This is a genomic window from Psychrobacillus sp. FSL H8-0484 (genome assembly GCF_038005325.1).
In the GTDB taxonomy this organism is placed as follows: Bacteria; Bacillota; Bacilli; order Bacillales_A; family Planococcaceae; genus Psychrobacillus.
Map to the genome: position 1 here is coordinate 786,581 of NZ_JBBOSZ010000001.1, position 21,583 is coordinate 808,163.

Sequence of the window (21,583 nt, forward strand, 5' to 3'; positions counted from 1 at the left end):
TATTCTGACAATAAAAAATCCCACGATTGATTTTGATCGTGGGATTTTTAACTGTTTTGCTCATCAGGCAATTCAGCCTCGCAAAATTTGCAATAATCTTCATTTGTTTGGTTAAAAGATGTTGGAAGTAAAGTGGGGAGTATATGCAAATGCAGAAAAGGGTGAGTAGTGGACTTTGTATATTTGTAAAAAGCATAGGAACTATTTTCATATAGTTCCATATGAGAAACAATTGGCACCTTTGTTTCGATCGGATTTCTGTGAATATATCGACTTACAGCAAGAATACTTCGTGGGCTAATTAGGAGTTCTGCAAAATACCGACTATCGTAGAGAAATCCGCTCGTATTATACTTTTTCTTATAGTACTCACTATAGCGGCGATTGATAATACTCATTATTTTACCTAACGGAACTTCCGGTGACTGAATAAGCAGATGATAGTGGTTCGTCATTATACAATACGCAACAATTGAAAATGGGTATTTATCGTAAGCATAGTGAAAAATGCGAAACAACTCTCGCAAATCATCACTATTCCGGAAAATATTCTGCCTATTATTCCCTCTCATTACCACGTGATAATACATGTTCGGATGCCAGTGTCTACGTTTCCTACCCATCCTCTAACCCACTCCTCATATACTACACCCCTATAGAAATTAATAAATACAGAATAAAAGCACTAAGGATTAAAGTCAATTGTACAAAAGTGTAGACAATTCAATTATAGAGCGATTTAGACAACCAAAATTAAATTTCCCTTCAAAAAACACAATTCGACCCAAAAAATATTTCGGTCGAATTGTGCCTAAGTTGTGTGAGTGACTGTCACCAAAAATAGATCAAAAGTATTGTGCTTTCATGAGGTGTGAGTTGTTTTAAAAAGAGAGGAATTATGGTGACAGAAATATGTATGAAACCGATCCAAATGAACTAATTCTATTGAACTAACAGTTTTCTAATGGAATCTTTTGTTACCAAAATGTAACATAATATATTATTCCAAATAATCCGAATATATGGTAAGTTTCTATTGTCACATAATTTAGTAGGGAGTTTAATAGATTTGTAAATACCGATTAAGTTATGAACCACGAATAGGGAGGAAAGTAAATTGGGGATTAAGAGAAAAAGTATGTTACTCGCTCTTGCTGGAACCTTAGTAATAAGCACCGCTTCTTTCGGTGCACCAGTTCCAACAGCCGCCAACGTATTGGCGAAACAGATTCCACCGCTTCAATTGCAAAAGTCGGCAACCACAGTACCTCAGCAACTGATTGCTCCAAAAAATCCAAGTGAAACTGTTCGCATCATCGTGGAGCTAGAAAAAGCACCTGCGATTGAGACGGCTACCAAAAAAGGTGTCCTTTACAAGAACCTTCCTAAGTCACAACGAAAAAGCGTGGAAGCATCTATTGAAGCAGATCAAAAAAATGTAAAAGAAAAAGTGAAACAAAAGTCAAAAAAAATTAAATTCAAAGAAGAATTTACAGCCGTCTTCAATGGATTCTCAGCCGAAGTTGAAGCGGGAGATGTCGCAGCCATCGCGGAAACGGAAGGTGTAAAAGCAATCTATGAGTCTACAGAATATACGAGACCAAATATTGAGCCAAACATGGTCCACTCGAAAGAATTAGTACAAGCCCAATTGGCTTGGGATAAATATGACTTCAAAGGTGAAGGAATGGTAGTCGGTGTAATTGATACGGGTATCGATCCAAGTCATCGCGATATGATTTTAACGGATGATGCATCCGGTGACATTACTGCTTCTGAAGTGGAAGCTTTAATTGGAGACGGTTCTATTGAATCAGGTAAATACTATTCAGCCAAAGTTCCTTACGGTTATAACTACATGGATGGAAACCTAGAAATACGGGATCTTGGACCAGATGCTTCCATGCATGGGATGCATGTTTCTGGAACAGTTGGAGCGAATGGTGATGAAGAAAATGGAGGGATCAAAGGAGTAGCTCCTGAAGCTCAACTTTTAGCACTTAAAGTATTTGGTAATGATCCATTATTCTCTTCAACATATGGAGATATTTATGTAAAAGCGATGGACGATGCAATTAAACTCGGTGCAGATGTGTTGAACTTGTCACTTGGATCGACTGCTGGTTATGTGGATAACAGTAACCCTGAACAGCAAGCTGTTACACGTGCACAAGACAATGGACTGCTAGTGGCCATTTCTGCGGGTAATTCAGATATGTTTGGTTCCGGTTACTTCTATCCAATGGCTGAAAATCAAGATTATGCGTTAACAGGTTCACCTTCTGTTTCGGAAGATTCATTTGGTGTGGCATCGTTTGAAAATAGTACGATCACGGCTTCCAGTTTTAAATACAAATTTGATGGTGTGGAATCTGGTCGTTCATTATTCTTACTTGCAAATGACCAAAATCCAAACGATCTTCCTGAAGAGGAATATCAAATTCAATTCGCAGGTTTAGGTGGCCCTACTGACTTTGAAGGGAAAGATTGGACAAACAAATTTGCATTAGTAGCTCGTGGATCGTATTCTTTCGTTGAAAAAGGACTAAATGCACAAGCGGCTGGTGCTGCTGGTATCATCGTATATAACAATGCTGCAGGAACAATTAATATGGCATCTGACCCAGCGATCGATATTCCGTTCATGTCCACGCTTCAAGCGGATGGATTAGTGATCAAAGCAGGGCTTGATGCTGGACAAGTCGTTACAGTTGGATTCGACGGTCAGTATTTAGAAACACCAAGTCCGACTGCGGGAAAAATGAGTTCATTTACGTCATGGGGTCCTACACCGAATTTAGATTTCAAACCTGAAATCACAGCACCGGGTGGAAACATCTTCTCGACATTAAATAACGATTCATACGGTTTGATGAGCGGAACTTCAATGGCAGCTCCACATGTATCAGGTGGTACGGCGCTTGTGATGGAACGCGTTAACGAAAAGTTCGGATTAACTGGTGCAGCACGTGTTCAATTAGCGAAGAATTTAATGATGAATACAGCTTCGAAGGTAATATTTGCTGAATACGACGGTATTACAGAATATGTATCACCACGTCGTCAAGGTGCAGGTATCATGCAACTTGCGAATGCTTTGGAAACTGATGTTGTGCTGACAGACAAAGTAACTGGTGAAGCAAAAGTAGCACTAAAAGAAATAAGTAATGGCCAATTTAACTTCACTTTAACAGCGAAAAATTACTCAGACGTAGAGAAAAACTATAATGTAGACGTTCAGCTTCAGACGGATTATGCATTAACTACATCTGGATATGATGTCGTTGTACCAAATATTGCAGGATCTAACGTTGTTACGGATGCTGTAAATGTAGATGCCCCTGAAACGGTTGTTGTTCCTGCAAATGGGGAAGTGGAAATTCGAGTATCTGTTGATGCGTCTGCATTGAAAGACATGGATGGCTTTGAAACATTCGTAAACGGATTCTTCATTGACGGATTCGTATCTCTTATTGACCCGAACGAAGAAACAACAGGAACCGTACCCTTAACAGTACCTTTCTTCGGATTTAATGGTTCGTGGGATGACGCATCCATTTTTGACTACTTTTCATGGGAAGCAGAAAATTATTATGGAATGCAAGCTTTAGCTGATGAACAAGGAAACTTGATCCTTGGACCAACCTATGGTGAAGGTATCGACCCATCGAAATTCGCATTCTCTCCAAATGGTGATGGCAATGTGGACAAGGCAATTCCTGTTTACTCTCTAATGCGCAACGCGAAAAAATTTGAAGTAAATATATTGGATGCAGAGGGCAATAAAGTACGTACTATTCGTACAGAAAACAATTTAACTAAACATTACTCGGCTACAGCACCTAACTTACCGTACACGTACAATCCTGTTTATGGGTGGGATGGATTAATTAATGGAAAAGCAGCTGTAGATGGACAATACCAAATTCAGCTACGAGGAGTAATTGATTTTGAAGGCGCAGAATGGCAATCCATTGAATTCCCAATCATCGTGGATACAGTGAAACCTACAGCAGACGTAAGTTATGACAAGAAAAAACAAGTCATCTCCATAGCTAAACTTTCGGATAACCAAACAGGTATCGGTATTGACCGCGTAGAAGTCCTTTTGAATGGTGAAGAAGTGGCAGAAGCGGCAACTCTTGAAAAGCACACATTTGAGAAAAAAGTTGCTAAGGATGACAAAATTGAAGTTAAAATTTGGGACATTGCTGGTAATGTTACAGTAAAAGAGTTTAAAGGTCACGGCAAATCGACAGATGAAGTAGGAGTAGAAGATCCTGCAGACGAAGGTACTCCGGGCGAAACAGATCCAGGCAATGAAGATGACTCAACTCCTAATGAGCCAGAGTTAGTTGAACCGGTCATCTATATCAATACACCTGAATTCTTCAGCCACCATACAGCATCTGAAGTATTGGTTGCGGGGACTATTGAAGACGATTCTAATATTGCATCATTAAAAGTCAATGGACAAGACGTAACAACTTTTGATGGTGAAAACTTTACGCACACATTGGTACTTGAAGACGGTGTACAACTTATCAATGTGGAAGCGATTGACGAGTTCGGAAATGTAATGGCAATCACACGCAGAATTTTCGTTGATACGACAAAACCAACTGTGCAAGCCGTTTCTACAACCGTTCCGAAAAACGTATCATCGAATGAAGGAAATCCCGTCATTCAAGTGAATGTGGGAGACAATTTCGATGAAATCCGCCTTTACCTAAATGGAAGTGAAGTTTTCTACAAGCCAATTTCTGAACCATATGCAATGTTAGGTTATAACCAGACTATTGATGTCGAACTTCCATTGGTTACTGGTAACAACACGTTTGAACTAAAAGTGGTAGATCTTGTAGGCAACGAAGCTAAACAAACCATCAAAGTGTCAAAGAAAAAATAAGTTTCAAATAGACAAACCAATTAGTTATGGGATAAAAAGTAAACCTCTTTTCCGTTTAGGAAAAGGGGTTTATCTTGTTTTTATATGGAGATTCCCAGGTTTTCTAATTTTCATAGTTTTAGCAAAAGTAAAGCTTAAACCCAAGTACATAAACTATTAAAATCATACACTTAAAAGCTTGTGAATTGTGCCTAAATTGTGTGAGTGACTGTCACCCATAAGAACCCTCAAGTATTACGAATAATAGTAGACAAGTAATCATACAAATTATATTAAGGGTAATTGTTTAGTCCGAACAAATAGTTGTGAAGAATACTAGACTGTTATCTTTACATTTGTTTTCTGTACTTGTGCTGCAATTTTACTATCATTCTTGGTTGGATCGCAGCAACTATTGGTAAGGGGGAAGAATCTATTGAAGAAGAAAAAGTTTACTAGGTTATTTAGTGCATTCATGGTATTGACCATGATCTTCGCACTATTGGCTCCAATGAATGCGTTTGCGAACACAGATGCAAAACCGTTCAAACAAAGCGTTCCAAGCGAAAGCACGCTGCAAATGAAGGCTGCTATCGCTGAACAATTAGTATTGACGGACAGTGGACCAACACTTCACAAAGATCTACAAGGTTTGTCAGGAGATGAAGAGGTAGCAGTTATCGTTCATCTATCGGAGAAACCAGTAGCGCTTGAAAAAGGAATTAAAGAATTAGCAGGAAAAAAATTCACTAGTGCAGATGCAAGTACAGTGAAGTCTAAAGTGATTGCGCAGCAATCATTTATCATAAAAGAAATGCAATCAAAGGCAGTAACATTCACGCAAGGGTACTCCTTTGATACAGTGTTAAATGGCTTTGCAGCAACTGTAAAAGCCGATGATCTTACAAAATTACTTGGAATTAAAGGTGTTACATTAGTAGAACCAGATGCGACAGTGTATGCATTTGAAGACTCAAGTGAATCAGCACCTTCTAAAATTGAAAAAGATGGTCAAGTAGATGCTGCGATGAATACAAGCATTTCGTTCCTTGGAATTGAAAGACTTTGGAACGAGGGAATTGAAGGTCAAGGCATTAAAGTTGCAGTACTTGATACAGGAATCGATGCAGATCACCCAGAGTTTGCGGGAATTTATAAAGGTGGTAAGAACTTTATCCCGAACTCATCTGTCTATACAAGAACACGTTCGGCTGATGATGCATCGGAAACTTCTCCTGTAGAACGTCCTGCAGGAACTCCAGAGTTTAATGAAAGAGGAAGTGCATTCTATACTTCTCACGGTACGCATGTTGCAGGTACAATCGCAGCAATTGGCGCGAATGAATACGGCATTAAAGGGATTGCGCCTAAAGTTGATCTTTACGCTTATCGCGTGCTTGGAGCTTATGGAAGTGGATCTAATTCTGGTATCGTAAAAGCGATTGACACTGCTGTAATTGAAAAGATGGATGTTATCAACTTATCTCTAGGTGGAGGATCAAACTCTGAAACGGATGCAGGATCCTTTGCGATCAACAACGCAATGATGGCGGGGACAATAAGTGTACTTGCAACTGGTAACGATGGACCTAATCGTGGAACAATATCTCCTCCGGCTACATCACGCTTAGGTATTGCAGTAGGGAACACAACAAACCCTGAGAAAATGCATAACGGTAAGGTAAATGTAACTGTCGGGGATTATACTCTTACTAAACAACTGCAATTGATGGGAACTACTTTTGGGAAAGATTTAGCAACACAACTTCAAGGCGAATTTGACGTAGTTGCAGTTCCTGGAAACGGGGAAGCAAAAGATTATAATGGAATCAATGTAGAAGGAAAAGTTGCACTGATCTCTCGTGGAAGCATTGCATTTGTTGATAAAATTGCACATGCAAAAGCAAATGGAGCAGTAGGAACAATCATTCACAACTCTCAAGCTGGATCCAATACACCAAATGAATCCGGTGTATTCCTAGGTGATTCATTTGAATTTGTTCCAACGTTCGATATGTCATACACAGACGGTGTCGCAATCCGCGCTGCATTAGAGAATGGGGCAGGAAAAGTTACATTCGGTAATTTTGGCTCTGCTAAAACTATTGGCGATGATGTAAACGATTCAAGTTCACGTGGACCGACTACTCCAAACTTCGATATTAAGCCAGATGTAAGTGCGCCTGGTACGAATATTATGTCTGCAGTTCCAATGTACAAAGCTGATTTCCCAGATGTTGTTTACAATGAAGCATATGACCGCAAAACGGGTACATCAATGGCTACGCCGCATATCGCAGGTATCGCAGCGCTTGTTAAGCAAGCAAACCCTACCTGGAATGCGTTTGACGTGAAAGTCGCACTTTCTAATACAGCGAAAGTTCTAGATACAACGAAATATGATGTATTCGCACAAGGTGCTGGACGTGTTGATGCATATGCAGCCGCTCATCCAAGTGCACTTGCTTATGCAATTGATGAGGCTGTTCTAAACGGCAGCGGGGCAAAAGTTGATAACCTGAAAGGGACTGTTACATTTGGTCCACAATCTCTCAAAGAAAATCTTACAGTTACAAAACAAATTAAAGTGAAAGATATAAAAGGTATTGGTGGAGACTACACTGTATCGGTGGATGTTACGAAACCTTTTGGAGATGCTAAGGTAACTATCGACAAGCCATCATTTACATTAAATGGTGAGGAATTGTTGACTGTAACTTTGACTGCTTCGAAAAATACTGCGACAAAAGTTGGAGATGAAATTCTAGGCTATATCCATATTACTTCAGCAGAAGAAGCGGTAAATGATGTTTCACTTTCAGTGGATAAAACGGAATTGAATATGCAAACTGGTGCTAAAGTCCAACTGAATGTATTAGAAACTACTACGCCAGTAGAAAGTAAATATACTAATATTTCATTGCCATTTGCAGCTGACTTTGGTGGCGATGCAGCAACAGAAATTAAAAATATGGCTATTTCAGAAACAGATTTATCCTTTAACGGAGACGGTTTGAAAGATTCAGCTTTACTTGCATTCACGATAACGGGCAATGTGGGAATACATTTTGTCGAACTTTGGGACATCATGAATCCTGAAGGTGGAGAATACGGAGACGGCTATATCGGATACTTAGCTGCAGGAGCTTCACTTGCGAAGGGATCCTACACGCTAAAAGTCGCTGGCCAGTACAAACCATGGAGTAGCGCACCTGTAACGACGATTCCAGATGGTCTATATACAATAGATTTTAATGCTGAGACACTTACTGGGGCGGATATTGGTGATTATGTTGGACCGGTTGTTGTAAAAACAACGAAACCGGAAATTGCTGGTTCAGTTGCAGATGGACTGGCAAAAGGGCAGGTAACCGACAAATATATTGAATATAATGAAGAATTATATTTGTATGGTTTGGAATATGACTTGAATGAAAAACTACATGCATCTTATGTAATCACACAAAATGGGGTAGCAGGAAATGCTGTACCATTCCAATTAGAACAAGATGGATCGTTCTCATTCCCAGTAACAGCAGAGACAGATTCTGTGAAAGTTGTCATTAATGATGCAGCTGGTAACAAAGGGGAAAAAGTGATATTCGAAGGCGTAGGACCTCAAGAAGCACCAGCAACGTTAGAAGTACCAGTAACACCAGAAGTACCAGTAACACCGGAAGTACCAGCAACACCGGAAGAACCAGTAACACCTGAAGAACCAGCAACACCTGGAGAACCAGCAACACCAGAAGAAACAGTAACACTAGAAGAACCAGCAACACCAGCAACACCAGCAGAAACAGTAACACCAGCAGAAGCAACAACAACTCCAATCAATGAAAATGTAGAGCTTTCTAAATTAACTCTTGTGTCACAAATAGATAATTCAGAATCTAATAGTGACGCTGTATCACACAATAATAGCGCGTCGGATGGACCAGCAAGATACGGTTCATTTGAGTCGGAAACTGTTAAGAACGTTACAAAAGAAGCAACGTATATAGTTGGGGATGAAAAAGTAGTTTCAGTGTCAGAAGGTTTAGTTACTGCCAAAGCAGCAGGTAAAACAACAATAACGGTTAAACACGGTGAAGATGAAGTAACCGTAAACGTTACAGTTACAGCTCCTCCAGTAGATCCAGGACCAGGAAACCCAGGATCAGGAAACCCAGGCACATCAAATCCGGGAACTGGTACAACAGGTCCAACTAAACCAGTAGACCCTAAACCAACAACACCTATTAAGTTTACAGATGTAACAGGGCATTGGGCAGAAAGCTATATTCAAAAAATTGCTGAATTAGGCTTCATAAATGGCTATGCAGATGGAACATTTAAACCGAACAATCATTTAACACGTGCACAAGCAGTTTCTTTGATTGTCCGTTCTTTGGGATTAAAAACAGATGAAGTGGCACCATTTAACGACATCGCTAATTATGCAGATGAAACAAAATCCGAAATTGCAGCGGCCTATAAATATGGAATTATCAAAGGCGATAATGGTAACTTCAAGCCTGCTGATAAAGTTACTCGTGCACAATTGGCATTAATGATTGAACGTGCATATGCACACAAAACAGGTAAGCAATACAAAGCTTCCACAATAGCACCGTTTTCGGATTTAGGAAACTATAGTCCGGAAACTATAAATGCAATCTCTATGCTTTATGAGCTTAAAGTAGTTTCAGGATTTGAAGGTAAATTTATGCCATCCAGTCCAACAACACGAGCACAAGCTGCAAAAATCTTTGTTATTTTTTCTGAAGGTTTAAAGTAAGGTTGCACGGTACCAGGTTCTAAACAGTTAATGATATGAGAACCTGGTACCATTGGATAAATAAAAATCAAAAACCTCCATCAGTCTATTTAGATTGATGGAGGTTTTTTGAATTTTTTCTAAATTAAGTAAGTGACTGTGGTCACTTGAAAAATCCACGATCAAAACGGCAAACTATTCATCACCTTATTCTTTTTCTTCCTTAATACTTTCATAATTCTCCTTCTCATCATGCCATCAATGAATGGGTAAATCATTAAAGGTAAACCTGGTACTAGTGAGACCATTACAAGAGCTAACCAATAACTTTTCTCCGCAAGGAAAAAAACAATAGACGGTGGAAGTAATGGATAAAAGATTCCAACATGAACAGCTGATTTGTAGTCACCTGGTTTTTCAGCATGTACTGTGTATGTGGTATTGATGAGATGTCCTTTTTGAAGGAATATATTTGTATGACTTAACTCAATTTGCTTATCTTTAGTAGTAATTACTCCAATAGATGGGAACGAACCTTTGTTACTAAGCTCTGATAAAGGTTGTGTAACCGTATCACCGACCTGTAGTATTCCTACTTTACTTCCCATTAACACTCCCTGATTATGTTCAGATACTTCATAAGTAATAGTAGCTTTTTGTCCAGAGGCAATCATTGTCCCACCCATAATAATCGAGATTGTTAGTCCACCTATTATATAGATTAGTTGTAATTCCATTCCTTGACTTTTCTTTCGATGTTTTTTTTCAGATTTTAATTCACCAATAGCAATTAAAATAGCAATAACCAATGCAATGACAGGTAAAATATATGGATTACTTTGATATTCTTCCATCCATAAAGATAAGTAACCTATTTTAGGAATGACTATTGGAGTTTCTCCAAGTGTAATGGCTCTTGCAGCAATCCACTCTCTTTTTATAGGTCCTGTACCATCTGATTCTTGATCGTTAAATTTATTTGCATCACCTTTTGTAATAAAACCTTGCTCAACATTTCCAGACATTATTCGGTGTGCAATCCATCCTTTATCAGCAAGACCACCCTCTGTGGTTTTAAAAAAAACAATATCCCCTTGTTGGACAGTTTCTTTCTCTTTCAGGTTTTCTATGATGACCATATCTCCTCGTTCCCATACGGGGTACATACTATTAGAAAGAATAACAGTAAGGAGAACAGGTTTATTTGAAATAGCTGAACCAAGCGCAGCAATTAATGAACATAAGATAAGAATGACGACTATTATGTTTAGAAGCTTTGAAATTACCTTCATAGAATTCCTCCTTACACTTATATTATTGAATATTAATTTTAAATAAACCCCTCTTCGGTAGAATACATATGGTACAAAAGTATACCTACTAGAGACAGAAGTAGAATATTTAGGAGTTACGAAGTGTAATAAAGAAGTAGACAAACGATATATAAAAAGCCCTCTGAAGAGTGAGGATAACAAGTATCAATAATCCTATACTGAAATTAGTTACAAACGGCGAAAAGCCAAATAATTTTAGGAGGAGATATGGTAATGAAAAAAGGTTTACTTTTAGTAGTTTTTCTACTAGCCATTTCAAGTGTGATGGCTGCAATGTCTTATAATAAGGCAACGGTCACAAGTGCTTCAGAATTGAAAGTTGTTAATTCAAATGAGGCATTATTAACTCTCGAAGCTGATACACCTTGGAGCTGGGAAAATAAAATAGGGTCAAAAGATAAAACTGCAGTTGTAAAAGGCGGAGAGTTGTTCTTCCAATTCGGTAAAGGTGTAGATCGAGACGGCTCTACTGCAAAGTTTTACGGACTTCAACCGAACAGCGAATATCAGTGGAATGATTTGTTTACTCTAAGAAACAAATCAGCAGAAACAATCAAAGTTACTATTAAAGCAACAGGGGATTATGCTCAATATATTACTTTTGGTGAAGCTAGTAACCCTAGAGCTAATAAAGCACCTGTTTGGGGTACACAAGGGCAAGCTTTAGTATTTGATAAGGTTACGAAAGAGTCAGGTTCAGGAATGCAAAACATCAGAACCATCGCAGTAAAATTCAATATTCCAAGTGGACACGCAGTTTCACAAGCTGCACTATTAGGTTCTATCATCGTCGAATCTGAAGCAGTAGCAGATTAATAGGAAGAGATAAAAAGGGAGAATTAATGGGAGTCCATTAGTTCTTCTTTTTTTATTAGATGGTTTAAAAATCCTATAGTATGTCCATACTTGAAGAGAAGTGGTATTAACCATTATGACATTTATGATAAACGATAAAATAAGCGTTAATAATACAATAATAGAATATAATCACCACCAATAAGTGACAAATTATTTAAATTAATTTGGTTACAATTGAATAGATTACTATACTGACAGCGGAAACTGTGAAGTACATCCTGTATTTGGGCACCTGGGATGTATGGAGTTATTGGTGCAACCGGCCTTATTAGATGTGGACTATTTGTTCCGTCTAATGAGGCTTTTATTATGAGTTTGGGAGGAGAACAATTGAAACTTCTATTATTTCTAACAGCATCTTTATTACTTATTTCATCATTACTTTTGCAAAGCAATAGTTTTTCAAAAGCTGAAATAAGTAATAATGTATTACTATCTATAGTTGAAGAGGAAAGTGCCCTAATCGCAATAACCTATGGGGAAGAAAAAACGTTTGAAGTCACCAATAATACGGATAAAACCATAGAAATTGAAAGAGTTGAATTGTTAGATGAATATGAGGAAGAGTTTATGAATATCGAAGATGTAGATTCTAGTATTTTTCCTGGAGAAATGAAAGAGTTTGCTTTAACTGGTAATTCAAAGGATTTAACAGGAAAAGTTATTCGAATAATAACCCGCTGGGAAGGAGGAAATGCTGAGATACAATCAACTCTTCCCGAATTTCCCGAAGTAAAAGAACCAGTTTCTGATATAACCGAAGAACTAGCGACACCAAAACCAGAGGAGGATGTAGTGGACCCAGAAGTAATTGGGGATATCGTCACAGAATTAACGGATGAACGAATCATACCAGAATCAGAGGAACCTATAACGCCAGAACCTACAGACGAACAATAAGAGGGGCGAATCAAATTGCGCGAGACCTTAGATAATGTGTTTAAGAAGTACCAAAAGAAATTTACGATTATACTATTACCAGTACTTGTAGTAGCTGGTGTCATATCCGTCTACACTTTGATGCAGCCAACAACCATTACGAATCAGGTCGATAATAACGTCTCGCATTTTCAGACTAGCTATGATTACAAGGCGACTATTACCCCGAATATCCTTTATCCCACTGGAGGAACAATCGAAGTTGGGGATACAATGTATAAAAAAATTACGAATGCAATTCCTTTCACCATAAATTCTACCATTAACTCAGAGAATGAAGTAATTGCTAAAGGTACACATGAATTTCAGTTACTTATAAAAGCAGGGGACCTTTGGGAAAAGTCATTCCCTTTAGCAGAAAAACAATCATTTGCGAAAAAAGGTACAGCAATATCAATAATAGACAAATCTTTTAAAATTGATATTGAAAAAGTTAAAACATTTATTTTGAAAGTAGAAGAAGAAACAGGGATCAGAACAGAAGAATATACTATAGAAATAGTTCCAAACATCCAAGGAACAATTATTTCCGGCGGAATAGAAAAGGATATTAAAATGGAGGATAAGCTTATCTTCCAATATTTCTATGAAGAAATTAAATTAGCGACTGAAAAAAAGTTTATATCCACGATACCATTTACAACAACTGAAATTAGCAAAAATATGTTTACTTTTTTCGGTTCTGAATTACCTTTAACTCCTGTGCGTATCATTAGTTCCGTTTTCTCACTTCTTTTTATCTTAGTGATTATTTATATGAATAAAAATTTTTGGGCTAATCGAAAAAAGAATGTTCAATCTCTAGCTGAAAAAATTAATAAAAAATACGGAAAAAGAATGATTTCCGTGTCACAGAAAGTAGAAACTTCCCAAAAATCAATTATTCTATTAAATTCATTTAAAGCTATCATACAAATTGCGGATGCAAAAGAGTTACCTATTTTTTACTACAATATGCATCTGGATGAGAGCAAGTTATATTTTATTATAGATGGGAATTATATGTATCAATATGAAATTAATGAAATAGAATTAGCTCGGAGTCGCAGTCGAAGCCGCGTTAAAAATAATAAAAATGAAGCAGAAAGTGATCCAGCTTATGCACTGGACTAATCAATTTTATTCTGTCATAAAGAAGAACCCTTCTAGCAAAACACATCTAGTGCTTTTATATCGATATATTTCACTTATCTTAACTTCTAGTTTTTTTTTGATAGGGCCACCTCAATCGCCGTTTGTTTTTAAAGTGGGGTTGGTAGTATCGCTTGGTGTAGCGGCTTGGCTTCTAACGGATTTACAGAGAAGATATGTAGGAAATAATAAGGTTTTAAAAACGATTGTCTTAACCGAAACAATTGGTTTGACTTTATTACTCATCCCTACAGGTGGTATTGAAAGTCCGTTTATATGGTACGCGCTGAATCCTGTATTGGTAGCTGCAAGTTTTCTAACGCCTTTGTTCTGTTGGGGAGTATTAACCTTCTATCTAAGTAGTGCGACATTCATTGCTTATTCTCTATTCCGCATAGACAATATGGTAACGATTCTAGAAGAAAACTCTTATATTTATTTAGTCTGTTTATTAGTTACATTGCTTGCAAGTTTGTTTTCGGGTCTAACTAAGGAGCTAGATGCAAAAGCTACTGAGTTATTACTAGTAAATAAAAAACTGTTAGAAACAAACGAAATGTATGAGAATACGTTAGAGCATATCATGTCTTTGTATCACTTAATGGATAACTTTTCAGCCGATAAAAACCCTGAAAAGTTAACATCAGATATCACATCTTCTTTAATTAATTGTACGCAAAAAGAATCCGCATTCTTCTGGTTAATAGATCTCCATAAGCAGAAAAGCTATTTAGCAAATACAACGAGTATTTTGAACATGGAAGAGGAGCTTAAGAAAGACTGGCACAATATTAGCCAAAAGAAAGAATCATTTATGGACAAGATTCACAATGAATACTTTTGGATGAAAATTATTAGGACTTCTAAAAATGTTGGTGTTGTAGGAATTAAGGTCAGCAGTTTCAGTGAAGTAAGAGATACATTCTTGCTAAACCGCACATTTGAGTTTATCGCAGAGCTTAGTGAAATCATGCTGGAGAGAATACACATGGATCAAATGATGGATCAGCTAATCATTATTGAAGAGCAAAATAGGATAGCCAACGAAATACATGACAGTGTTTCTCAGAAACTATTTGGAATCGTCTACTCATTGCATAGCCTTCAGATGAAAAGTCAAAATATTTCAAAAGAAGAGTTAAATAGAGAGTATCAATTTTTATCGAAGACAGCGAATTCGACCATAAAAGAACTAAGAGCGGCTATTTACCGACTAAGCTCAGTGAAAAAAGGAGATAAACCATTTCTGGTACTCCTAAAAAATTATTTAGAAGAGTATGCCAAGCTAAATGACGTAGAAATTAACTATCAAATAGCAGGCGATGAATCCTTCATTCCTCACGACCTAAAAACGGGACTTTATCGTGTCATTTGCGAAGCGTGTGGAAATGCAGTTAGACACGGGGAATGTCATGTGATGGAAGTAAGAGTATCTTTACTAGAGGACAAGACAATAGTAGTAATCCAAGACGATGGGATTGGAATTAATGTGCACAATCAGCAAGAAAAGAAGGTAAAAGGAATAGGCCTCTTTAATATGAAAAGTATTGTAAATTCGTTTAATGGAACATTCTCAATAGAAGGAATACCAGGTGTGGGAACAAAAATACAAATTGATATTCCAAATGCAAAAATGCTAAAAACACAAGAGGTGCTAGGATAATGAAAGTAGTTATTATTGATGATCATCCTTTAATAAGAAAAGGTCTAAAATCATTATTTTCGTTAGATGGATCAATGGAAGTGCTTGGTGAAGCTACGAATAGCAGAGATGCCTTAACTCTTTTAAACAAGGTCAAACCTGATATAGCGATAGTGGACCTCCGATTAGGAGAAGAGTCAGGCCTAGAACTAATAAAAGAGGCAATTCGAAAAGGAATCGTGTGCAAATTTGTAGTGCTTACTTCATCGGCAGAAGAAGAGGACTTTAAGTTAGCGAAAGAAATTGGAGTAGACGGCTATTTACTAAAGGAAGCCCTTCCGGAAGAACTTTTACATGCTTTGTCCATGATCAGCAAAGGAAGAAAATATTACGATCCAGGAGTACTCGATCTAGTGATGAATTCAAACACACCTTTCGAGGATGATGAGCATATAGAACAGTTAACCCCAAAAGAGAAGGAAATACTAATAGAACTAGGCAAAGGTCATTCCAATAAGGAAATCTCCAAGTCCTTGTATATAACCGAATTCACCGTGAAAAAACACGTAAGCCAAGTATTCGCAAAACTAGGACTAGCCGACAGAACCCAAGCAGCCCTATACGCCAACGCAAAAGGTTTAGTAAAGTACGTTATAAACTCATAAACGAGTGTTTTGTTGCGGAAGTGTTACTGGTGCCTGGCACCAGTAACACTTCTGACATGATAGAGGAAGTCCTGCGGAGAGAAATCTTCGTGGGACTTTTTTTGGGTTTGAAGTAGATAAATTAGTCTATCTAGGACGCTTATTTCGGTTTGGATAATTGTAAAGGAATAGTAAATATAGGTAAAAATAATTAAGAAACTGTAAATTTGAACTATTTATATATTGGTAAATGTTAGAATGGTTTTTGCAAGAGTATCAGATAACTAGGAGGATGGGAAATGAAAGAAAGCATAAAACTACGACAAAAAACGTATAAAGCGGCGCTGGCAACAACATTGGCTGCTGGAACACTTGTCGCGGCCGTACCATCAAGTATAGACGTTGCAGAGGCACAAGGAATTTCCTTCACAGATGTAAAAGAGAATCATCATTTTTACGAAAGTGTGAAAGATCTAACAACTAGAGGAATAATAAGTGGATACGAAGATGGTACCTTTAAACCAGGTGAAAACATTAGTAGAGCACATGCAGCGAAAATTATTTCCCTTGCATTAGGCTTAGACACTAAAAATGTAAAAGATCCTGGATTTAAAGATGTGAGTAAAAACAACCCTTACTTTGGTCATATCGCTGCGCTTGTAGATGCGGGAATCATTAAAGGGTATGAAGATCAAACATTTAAGCCAAATGGAAATTTAACTCGTGCACATATCGCGCAAATGCTAGTAGTTGGTTTTGACTTAGAAGAAGAGAAACTTTCAAACTTACCATTTAAAGATATTAACGATAAACAATGGTTTGCAAATTATATTCAAACCTTGTATAAATATGAAATTACAACAGGGAAAACAGCTACTACATTTGAACCAAATGCAACTGTAACACGTGGACAAGTAGCTTCCTTTATTAATAGAGCAGAAGCAGCTACTAAACAACAAGCTGTTGAAGTAATCGATATTTCCAAAAATGGACTAACTTTATCGACCGGTACGTATGCAGTAAATACAAGCTTACAAAACATATTCAACGAATCCAATTTAGCTGTGTTAAAAGGTGCCAAGGTTAAGTACACAGTGAAAAACAACGAGATTACAGAAGTTAGTTCTATTGAAATCAAAGCAAGTGGAACTGCAAATAGCAATCTTATACTTGATGGAAAGGGTTCCAATTTTGCTGGGAATCTTACAGTGAATGGTGACTTTGTTTCCGTAAAAAACCTTACGATTAATAATGATTTAATTATCGGAAATACAGTAAAAAATAGTTTCCTAGGTGATGCAATTACAGTTATAGGGAAAACTATTATCTCTGATAATGCAGTTGCAAAAAATAACTATATTGCTAGTTTAACTCCTGTTGCAGCAATTGCTCCTTCAGCAACTGTTTTCAATAACTCTAAACTTGGTACGGTTGAGTTATCGAAGACAGGTTCTATATTTGAAGCAAAAGGTACTACTTCTGCAAAAACGATCAACGTTGGATCCAATGTGGAAATTAAAGCAGATAAAACCATCACATTACCTGAAGTTAAACTTCTAGCTGGCGCTACTCAAGTAACAATCAATGCAAATGTTAGCAAATTAAACGTAGATTCAAAAGGTACTAAACTTACTTTAGGTAGCGGCACAAAAGTAGGGAATATCAATCTTCCAGCAGGAACAGGTGCAAAAGATGTTATTCAAGGCTATGACAAAGTAAAAGCAAACATCGAAAACATCAATGGCAAACCAAATCCTGATGCAAAACCAGTAACACCACCATCAAATGGCGGAGGAAACAATGGAAATAATCCCCCACCGAAACCTAACGATGAAAACTTTAATCTATCAATCATGCACGTAAATGATATACATGCGAATACGGACAAAGCACCAAAGCTTGTTACAGCAGTAAAAGAAGTACGTACAGTTAAACCAGATGCATTGTTATTAAATGCAGGGGATGTTTTCTCTGGTACTTTATATTTTAATGAATTCTTGGGCAAAGCAGACTTAGAGTTTATGAATTTAATGAAAGTAGACGCTATGACATTCGGTAACCATGAGTTTGACCTTGGTTCATCCGCTGAAGGTCATAAAGCATTAGTTGATTTCATTGAAGCTGCACAATTCCCGTTTGTATCCGCAAACGTAGATTTTTCAAAAGATGACAAATTCACTGGTTTATTTAATACGAAAATACCTACAACTCCTGAAAAAGGGAATATTTACACAGGAATTGTAAAAGAAGTAAACGGAGAAAAAGTCGGTATCTTTGGACTTACAACTGCTGAAACGAAAGACATTGCAAGTCCAGGGGAAATTACATTCTCAAATTATATTGAAGATGCCGAAAAGATGGTTGCTGAATTTGAAGCAATGGGTATTAACAAAATCGTAGCTCTTACACATATTGGTTTTGATGATAATGCCGCTATGGACAATGACCAAGAACTAGCTGCAAAAGTAGACGGTATTGACGTAATTGTAGGTGGACATAGCCATACACAATTAAATGCACCTGTTGTTGTAGACAAAGATAAAAGTGGTAAAGCGAAAGATAAAACAATTATTGTACAAGCGTATCAGTATTCAGATTACCTCGGTACTTTAGATGTTGAATTTGATAAAAATGGTGTTGTAGTAAAACATGCTGGAAAGTTAATTAAGACTGCAGACAAAGCGGAAGATGCTGATGCAGTTAAGCTCTTAAAACCTTATAAGGATCAAATCAAAGCTGTAAATGAAAAAGAAATTGGAGTAACACTCGATAATGCACTTTTAAGTCCAAGAACAACTGATGTAGGTTATGTACCGGGAACAAGTGTAAGAGCTAGTGAAACTATTCTAGGGAACTTAATTACTGATGGTATGCTTACAAAAGCGCAAGAATATGTAAAAGATAAAAATGTAATCATGGCATTCCAAAATGGTGGAGGAATTCGGGCTGGTATTGGTGCCGGTCCAATCACGGTAGGTGAAGTAATTACAGTGCTTCCATTTGGTAACACATTAGCAACAATGGAAGTAACAGGTGCGGAGCTTAAAGAAGCATTCGAAATTAGTGTGAGTCAATATCCAAAAGAAAATGGAGGTTTCTTACACGTTTCAGGTGCAAAAGTAGAATTCGATTCATCTAAAAAAGGAAGAATTGTAGATAACAAAGGCGTTATCACACAAGAAGGAGAACGTGTCGTTTCAATTTCATATAAAAGCGGAGATGGTTCGTACACTGAAATAGACTTAGAAGACGATGAAACGAAATACACAATCGCAACAAACGCATTCACCGCTAAAGGTGGAGACGGTTACAAAGTACTTGGTGATGCATATACAGAAGGTCGTGTAACAGACCTCGGTTTATCAGATTGGGAAAACCTTAAAGACCACTTAATAGCTGTGAAAAATGATATCCCAACCGAAATAGAAGGACGTATCGTAGATGTTAAAGCTCCAACAGAACCAGTAATAGTGGAAGATCCTGGAACAACTCCAGAACCAGTTCCAACAACTGCACCACCACTTTATAACTCAAATCCAGAGAAATTAGCGGTTTCTCAAATTGCACGCTACGACAGTGGACAAGGTGAAACTGGAACTGAGATTTTAGCATATGATGTTGAATCTAATAAAGGATTTGTTACAAATGGTGCGGTTGGTGGTTTTGATATCCTAACTTTTGCAGATCTAAAATCTGGAGAATTTAAACAAGTTGATTCTACTAAACGTGTTGTTATTGAGGATTACGGAATCCCAGGTGTTAAGAACATTACAAGTATCGCTTCTCATCCAACAGCAGATTTAATTGCCATTGCTGCATATGGAGAAAAAACAGACCCTGGTTATATCGTGTTTGCAACGAAAGACGGAAAATATGTGAAACATGTTAAAGTTGGAGCACTACCAGACATGGTGACATTCACTCCAGACGGAACAAAAGCAATTGTTGCAAATGAAGGAGAACCAAATAAGAATACGACTATTGATCCAAAAGGTTCTATTTCAGTTATTGATGTAGCATCATTAACTGCAACACCGCTTAACTTTACAGAGGCTATGTTGGATGAAAACGTTCGTGCTTCTTATAAAGGGGCTTCCATCTTAGAGCAGCTGGAACCTGAATACGTAACAGTTTCTGAGGATAGCAAAACTGCTTATGTCACTTTACAAGAAAATAATGCAATTGCAACAGTGGATCTCGTAAATAACGAAATTTTACATGTAAAAGGTCTAGGAGTTATTGACCATTCTATAGAAGGAAATGAAATGGATGCAAATAAAGATGACAAAAAAGCTGACATCTTAAAACAACCAATTCTTACTTTCCATATGCCAGATGCTGTTGATACATTCACGGTGGCTGATAAAACCTATATCATTACACCAAACGAAGGTGACTCTCGTGATTATGCGGATGACGGTGGATATAGTGAAGTTTCAGATTTAGGTAAACTTAAATTACCAATTAGTTTAAAAGCTGCTAATTACAAAAACTACACACAAGAAGAATTAGACGCATTTGATATAACTACTCTAGCTGGCTATAAAGTTACAACAGAAAATGGATTAAATGCAGCAGGAACAGCATACGAAGCAATTTATGGTTATGGTGGCCGTAGCTTCTCTATTTTTGATGCAGCAACAATGGAGCAGGTATTTGACAGCGGTAGTGAGTTTGAACAAATTATTGCTGAAAAAACTCCACAATATTTCAACACTAGTAGCGATGCTATTAAAGTAGATAATCGAAGTGATGATAAAGGTCCAGAGCCAGAAACAGCAGTTGTTGGTGAAGTCGATGGAAAAATGTATGCATTTATTGCTCTAGAGCGATACAGCGGGATTATGGTTTATGATTTAACAAATGTAGCAGCACCTGAATTTGTTACGCTGATTTCAAGCCGCGACTTCTCTCTTGATGCTGCTGGCGATGTTTCTCCAGAAGGATTACAATTTATCCCGGCTTCTGAAAGCCCTACTGGTAAGGCTCTATTAGCTGCAACGCATGAAGTTTCTGGAACAGTTGCAGTTTATGAATTTGGAGATGGTGCAGTTGATATTCCTGCTGAAAACTTCTCTGGTACAGTTGATGCGCCAAAAGTCTATGAGGGTAACGTTACAGTATCTGTTACAGATGCTGAAAAACTTGAACATGCAGTTATTAAAGGGAACTTAATACTGACTGGTACCCCAAAAGATACGATCTCAATTACAAACATTGTAGTTAAAGGAAATGTAGATCTTTCAGGGCTTAACGGAAAAGATTTTAACTTTAATGGATTGAATGTAGATGGAGAAACAATTCTTTAATTATTTTATGCAAAGCCTTCTACCTAAGGTTTGAAGGCTTTGTTAAATCATTTGTTTTGCAAAAAAATCCCTAACTAAA

The 21,583-nt window shown here is 37.4% G+C and carries 10 protein-coding genes and 1 riboswitch; of the genes, 8 read left to right on the forward strand and 2 right to left on the reverse strand.

What is annotated here, in order from left to right; translation table 11 throughout:
* Positions 1-47: 47 nt before the first annotated feature.
* Positions 48-623, reverse strand: a complete 576-nt coding sequence (locus MHH81_RS03650) for a transposase (protein ID WP_340917987.1) — start codon at positions 621-623, stop codon at positions 48-50.
* Positions 624-1,117: 494 nt separating this feature from the next.
* On the opposite strand from MHH81_RS03650, the gene MHH81_RS03655 reads away from it, so the two are divergent.
* The gene (locus tag MHH81_RS03655; protein WP_340917989.1) at positions 1,118-4,909 is read left to right on the forward strand and encodes a S8 family serine peptidase; all 3,792 of its coding nucleotides are present in this window, start codon (positions 1,118-1,120) and stop codon (positions 4,907-4,909) included.
* A gap of 466 nt (positions 4,910-5,375) precedes the next feature.
* On the forward strand, positions 5,376-9,668 hold the full coding sequence (locus MHH81_RS03660) for a S8 family serine peptidase (protein WP_445678124.1): 4,293 nt from the start codon (positions 5,376-5,378) through the stop codon (positions 9,666-9,668).
* Between the two features lie 161 nt (positions 9,669-9,829).
* On the opposite strand, the gene MHH81_RS03665 is transcribed toward MHH81_RS03660, so the two are convergent.
* Positions 9,830-10,939 carry a signal peptidase I gene (locus MHH81_RS03665; protein ID WP_340917993.1) on the reverse strand — a complete coding sequence of 370 codons (1,110 nt, stop codon included), beginning with the start codon at positions 10,937-10,939 and terminating at the stop codon, positions 9,830-9,832.
* A gap of 255 nt (positions 10,940-11,194) precedes the next feature.
* Between MHH81_RS03665 and MHH81_RS03670 the strand changes: the two genes are divergently transcribed.
* The 6 genes from MHH81_RS03670 (at position 11,195) to MHH81_RS03695 (ending at position 21,504) form a co-directional block, all read left to right on the forward strand.
* The gene (locus MHH81_RS03670; protein ID WP_340917997.1) at positions 11,195-11,797 is read left to right on the forward strand and encodes a hypothetical protein; all 603 of its coding nucleotides are present in this window, start codon (positions 11,195-11,197) and stop codon (positions 11,795-11,797) included.
* 232 nt (positions 11,798-12,029) lie between these two features.
* Positions 12,030-12,112: riboswitch (cyclic di-GMP riboswitch) on the forward strand.
* A gap of 57 nt (positions 12,113-12,169) precedes the next feature.
* On the forward strand, positions 12,170-12,739 hold the full coding sequence (locus tag MHH81_RS03675; RefSeq protein WP_340918000.1) for a hypothetical protein: 570 nt from the start codon (positions 12,170-12,172) through the stop codon (positions 12,737-12,739).
* A gap of 15 nt (positions 12,740-12,754) precedes the next feature.
* Entirely contained in the window at positions 12,755-13,891 is a 1,137-nt protein-coding gene (locus tag MHH81_RS03680; RefSeq protein WP_340918002.1) for a DUF5305 family protein, read from the forward strand.
* The gene (locus MHH81_RS03685) at positions 13,878-15,572 is read left to right on the forward strand and encodes a sensor histidine kinase (protein WP_340918003.1); all 1,695 of its coding nucleotides are present in this window, start codon (positions 13,878-13,880) and stop codon (positions 15,570-15,572) included. The genes MHH81_RS03680 and MHH81_RS03685 overlap by 14 nt, the downstream gene beginning before the upstream one ends.
* Positions 15,572-16,216, forward strand: a complete 645-nt coding sequence (locus tag MHH81_RS03690) for a response regulator transcription factor (protein WP_340918005.1) — start codon at positions 15,572-15,574, stop codon at positions 16,214-16,216. The genes MHH81_RS03685 and MHH81_RS03690 overlap by 1 nt, the downstream gene beginning before the upstream one ends.
* Before the next feature lie 278 nt (positions 16,217-16,494).
* Entirely contained in the window at positions 16,495-21,504 is a 5,010-nt protein-coding gene (locus MHH81_RS03695) for a choice-of-anchor I family protein (protein WP_340918007.1), read from the forward strand.
* Positions 21,505-21,583 lie beyond the last annotated feature (79 nt).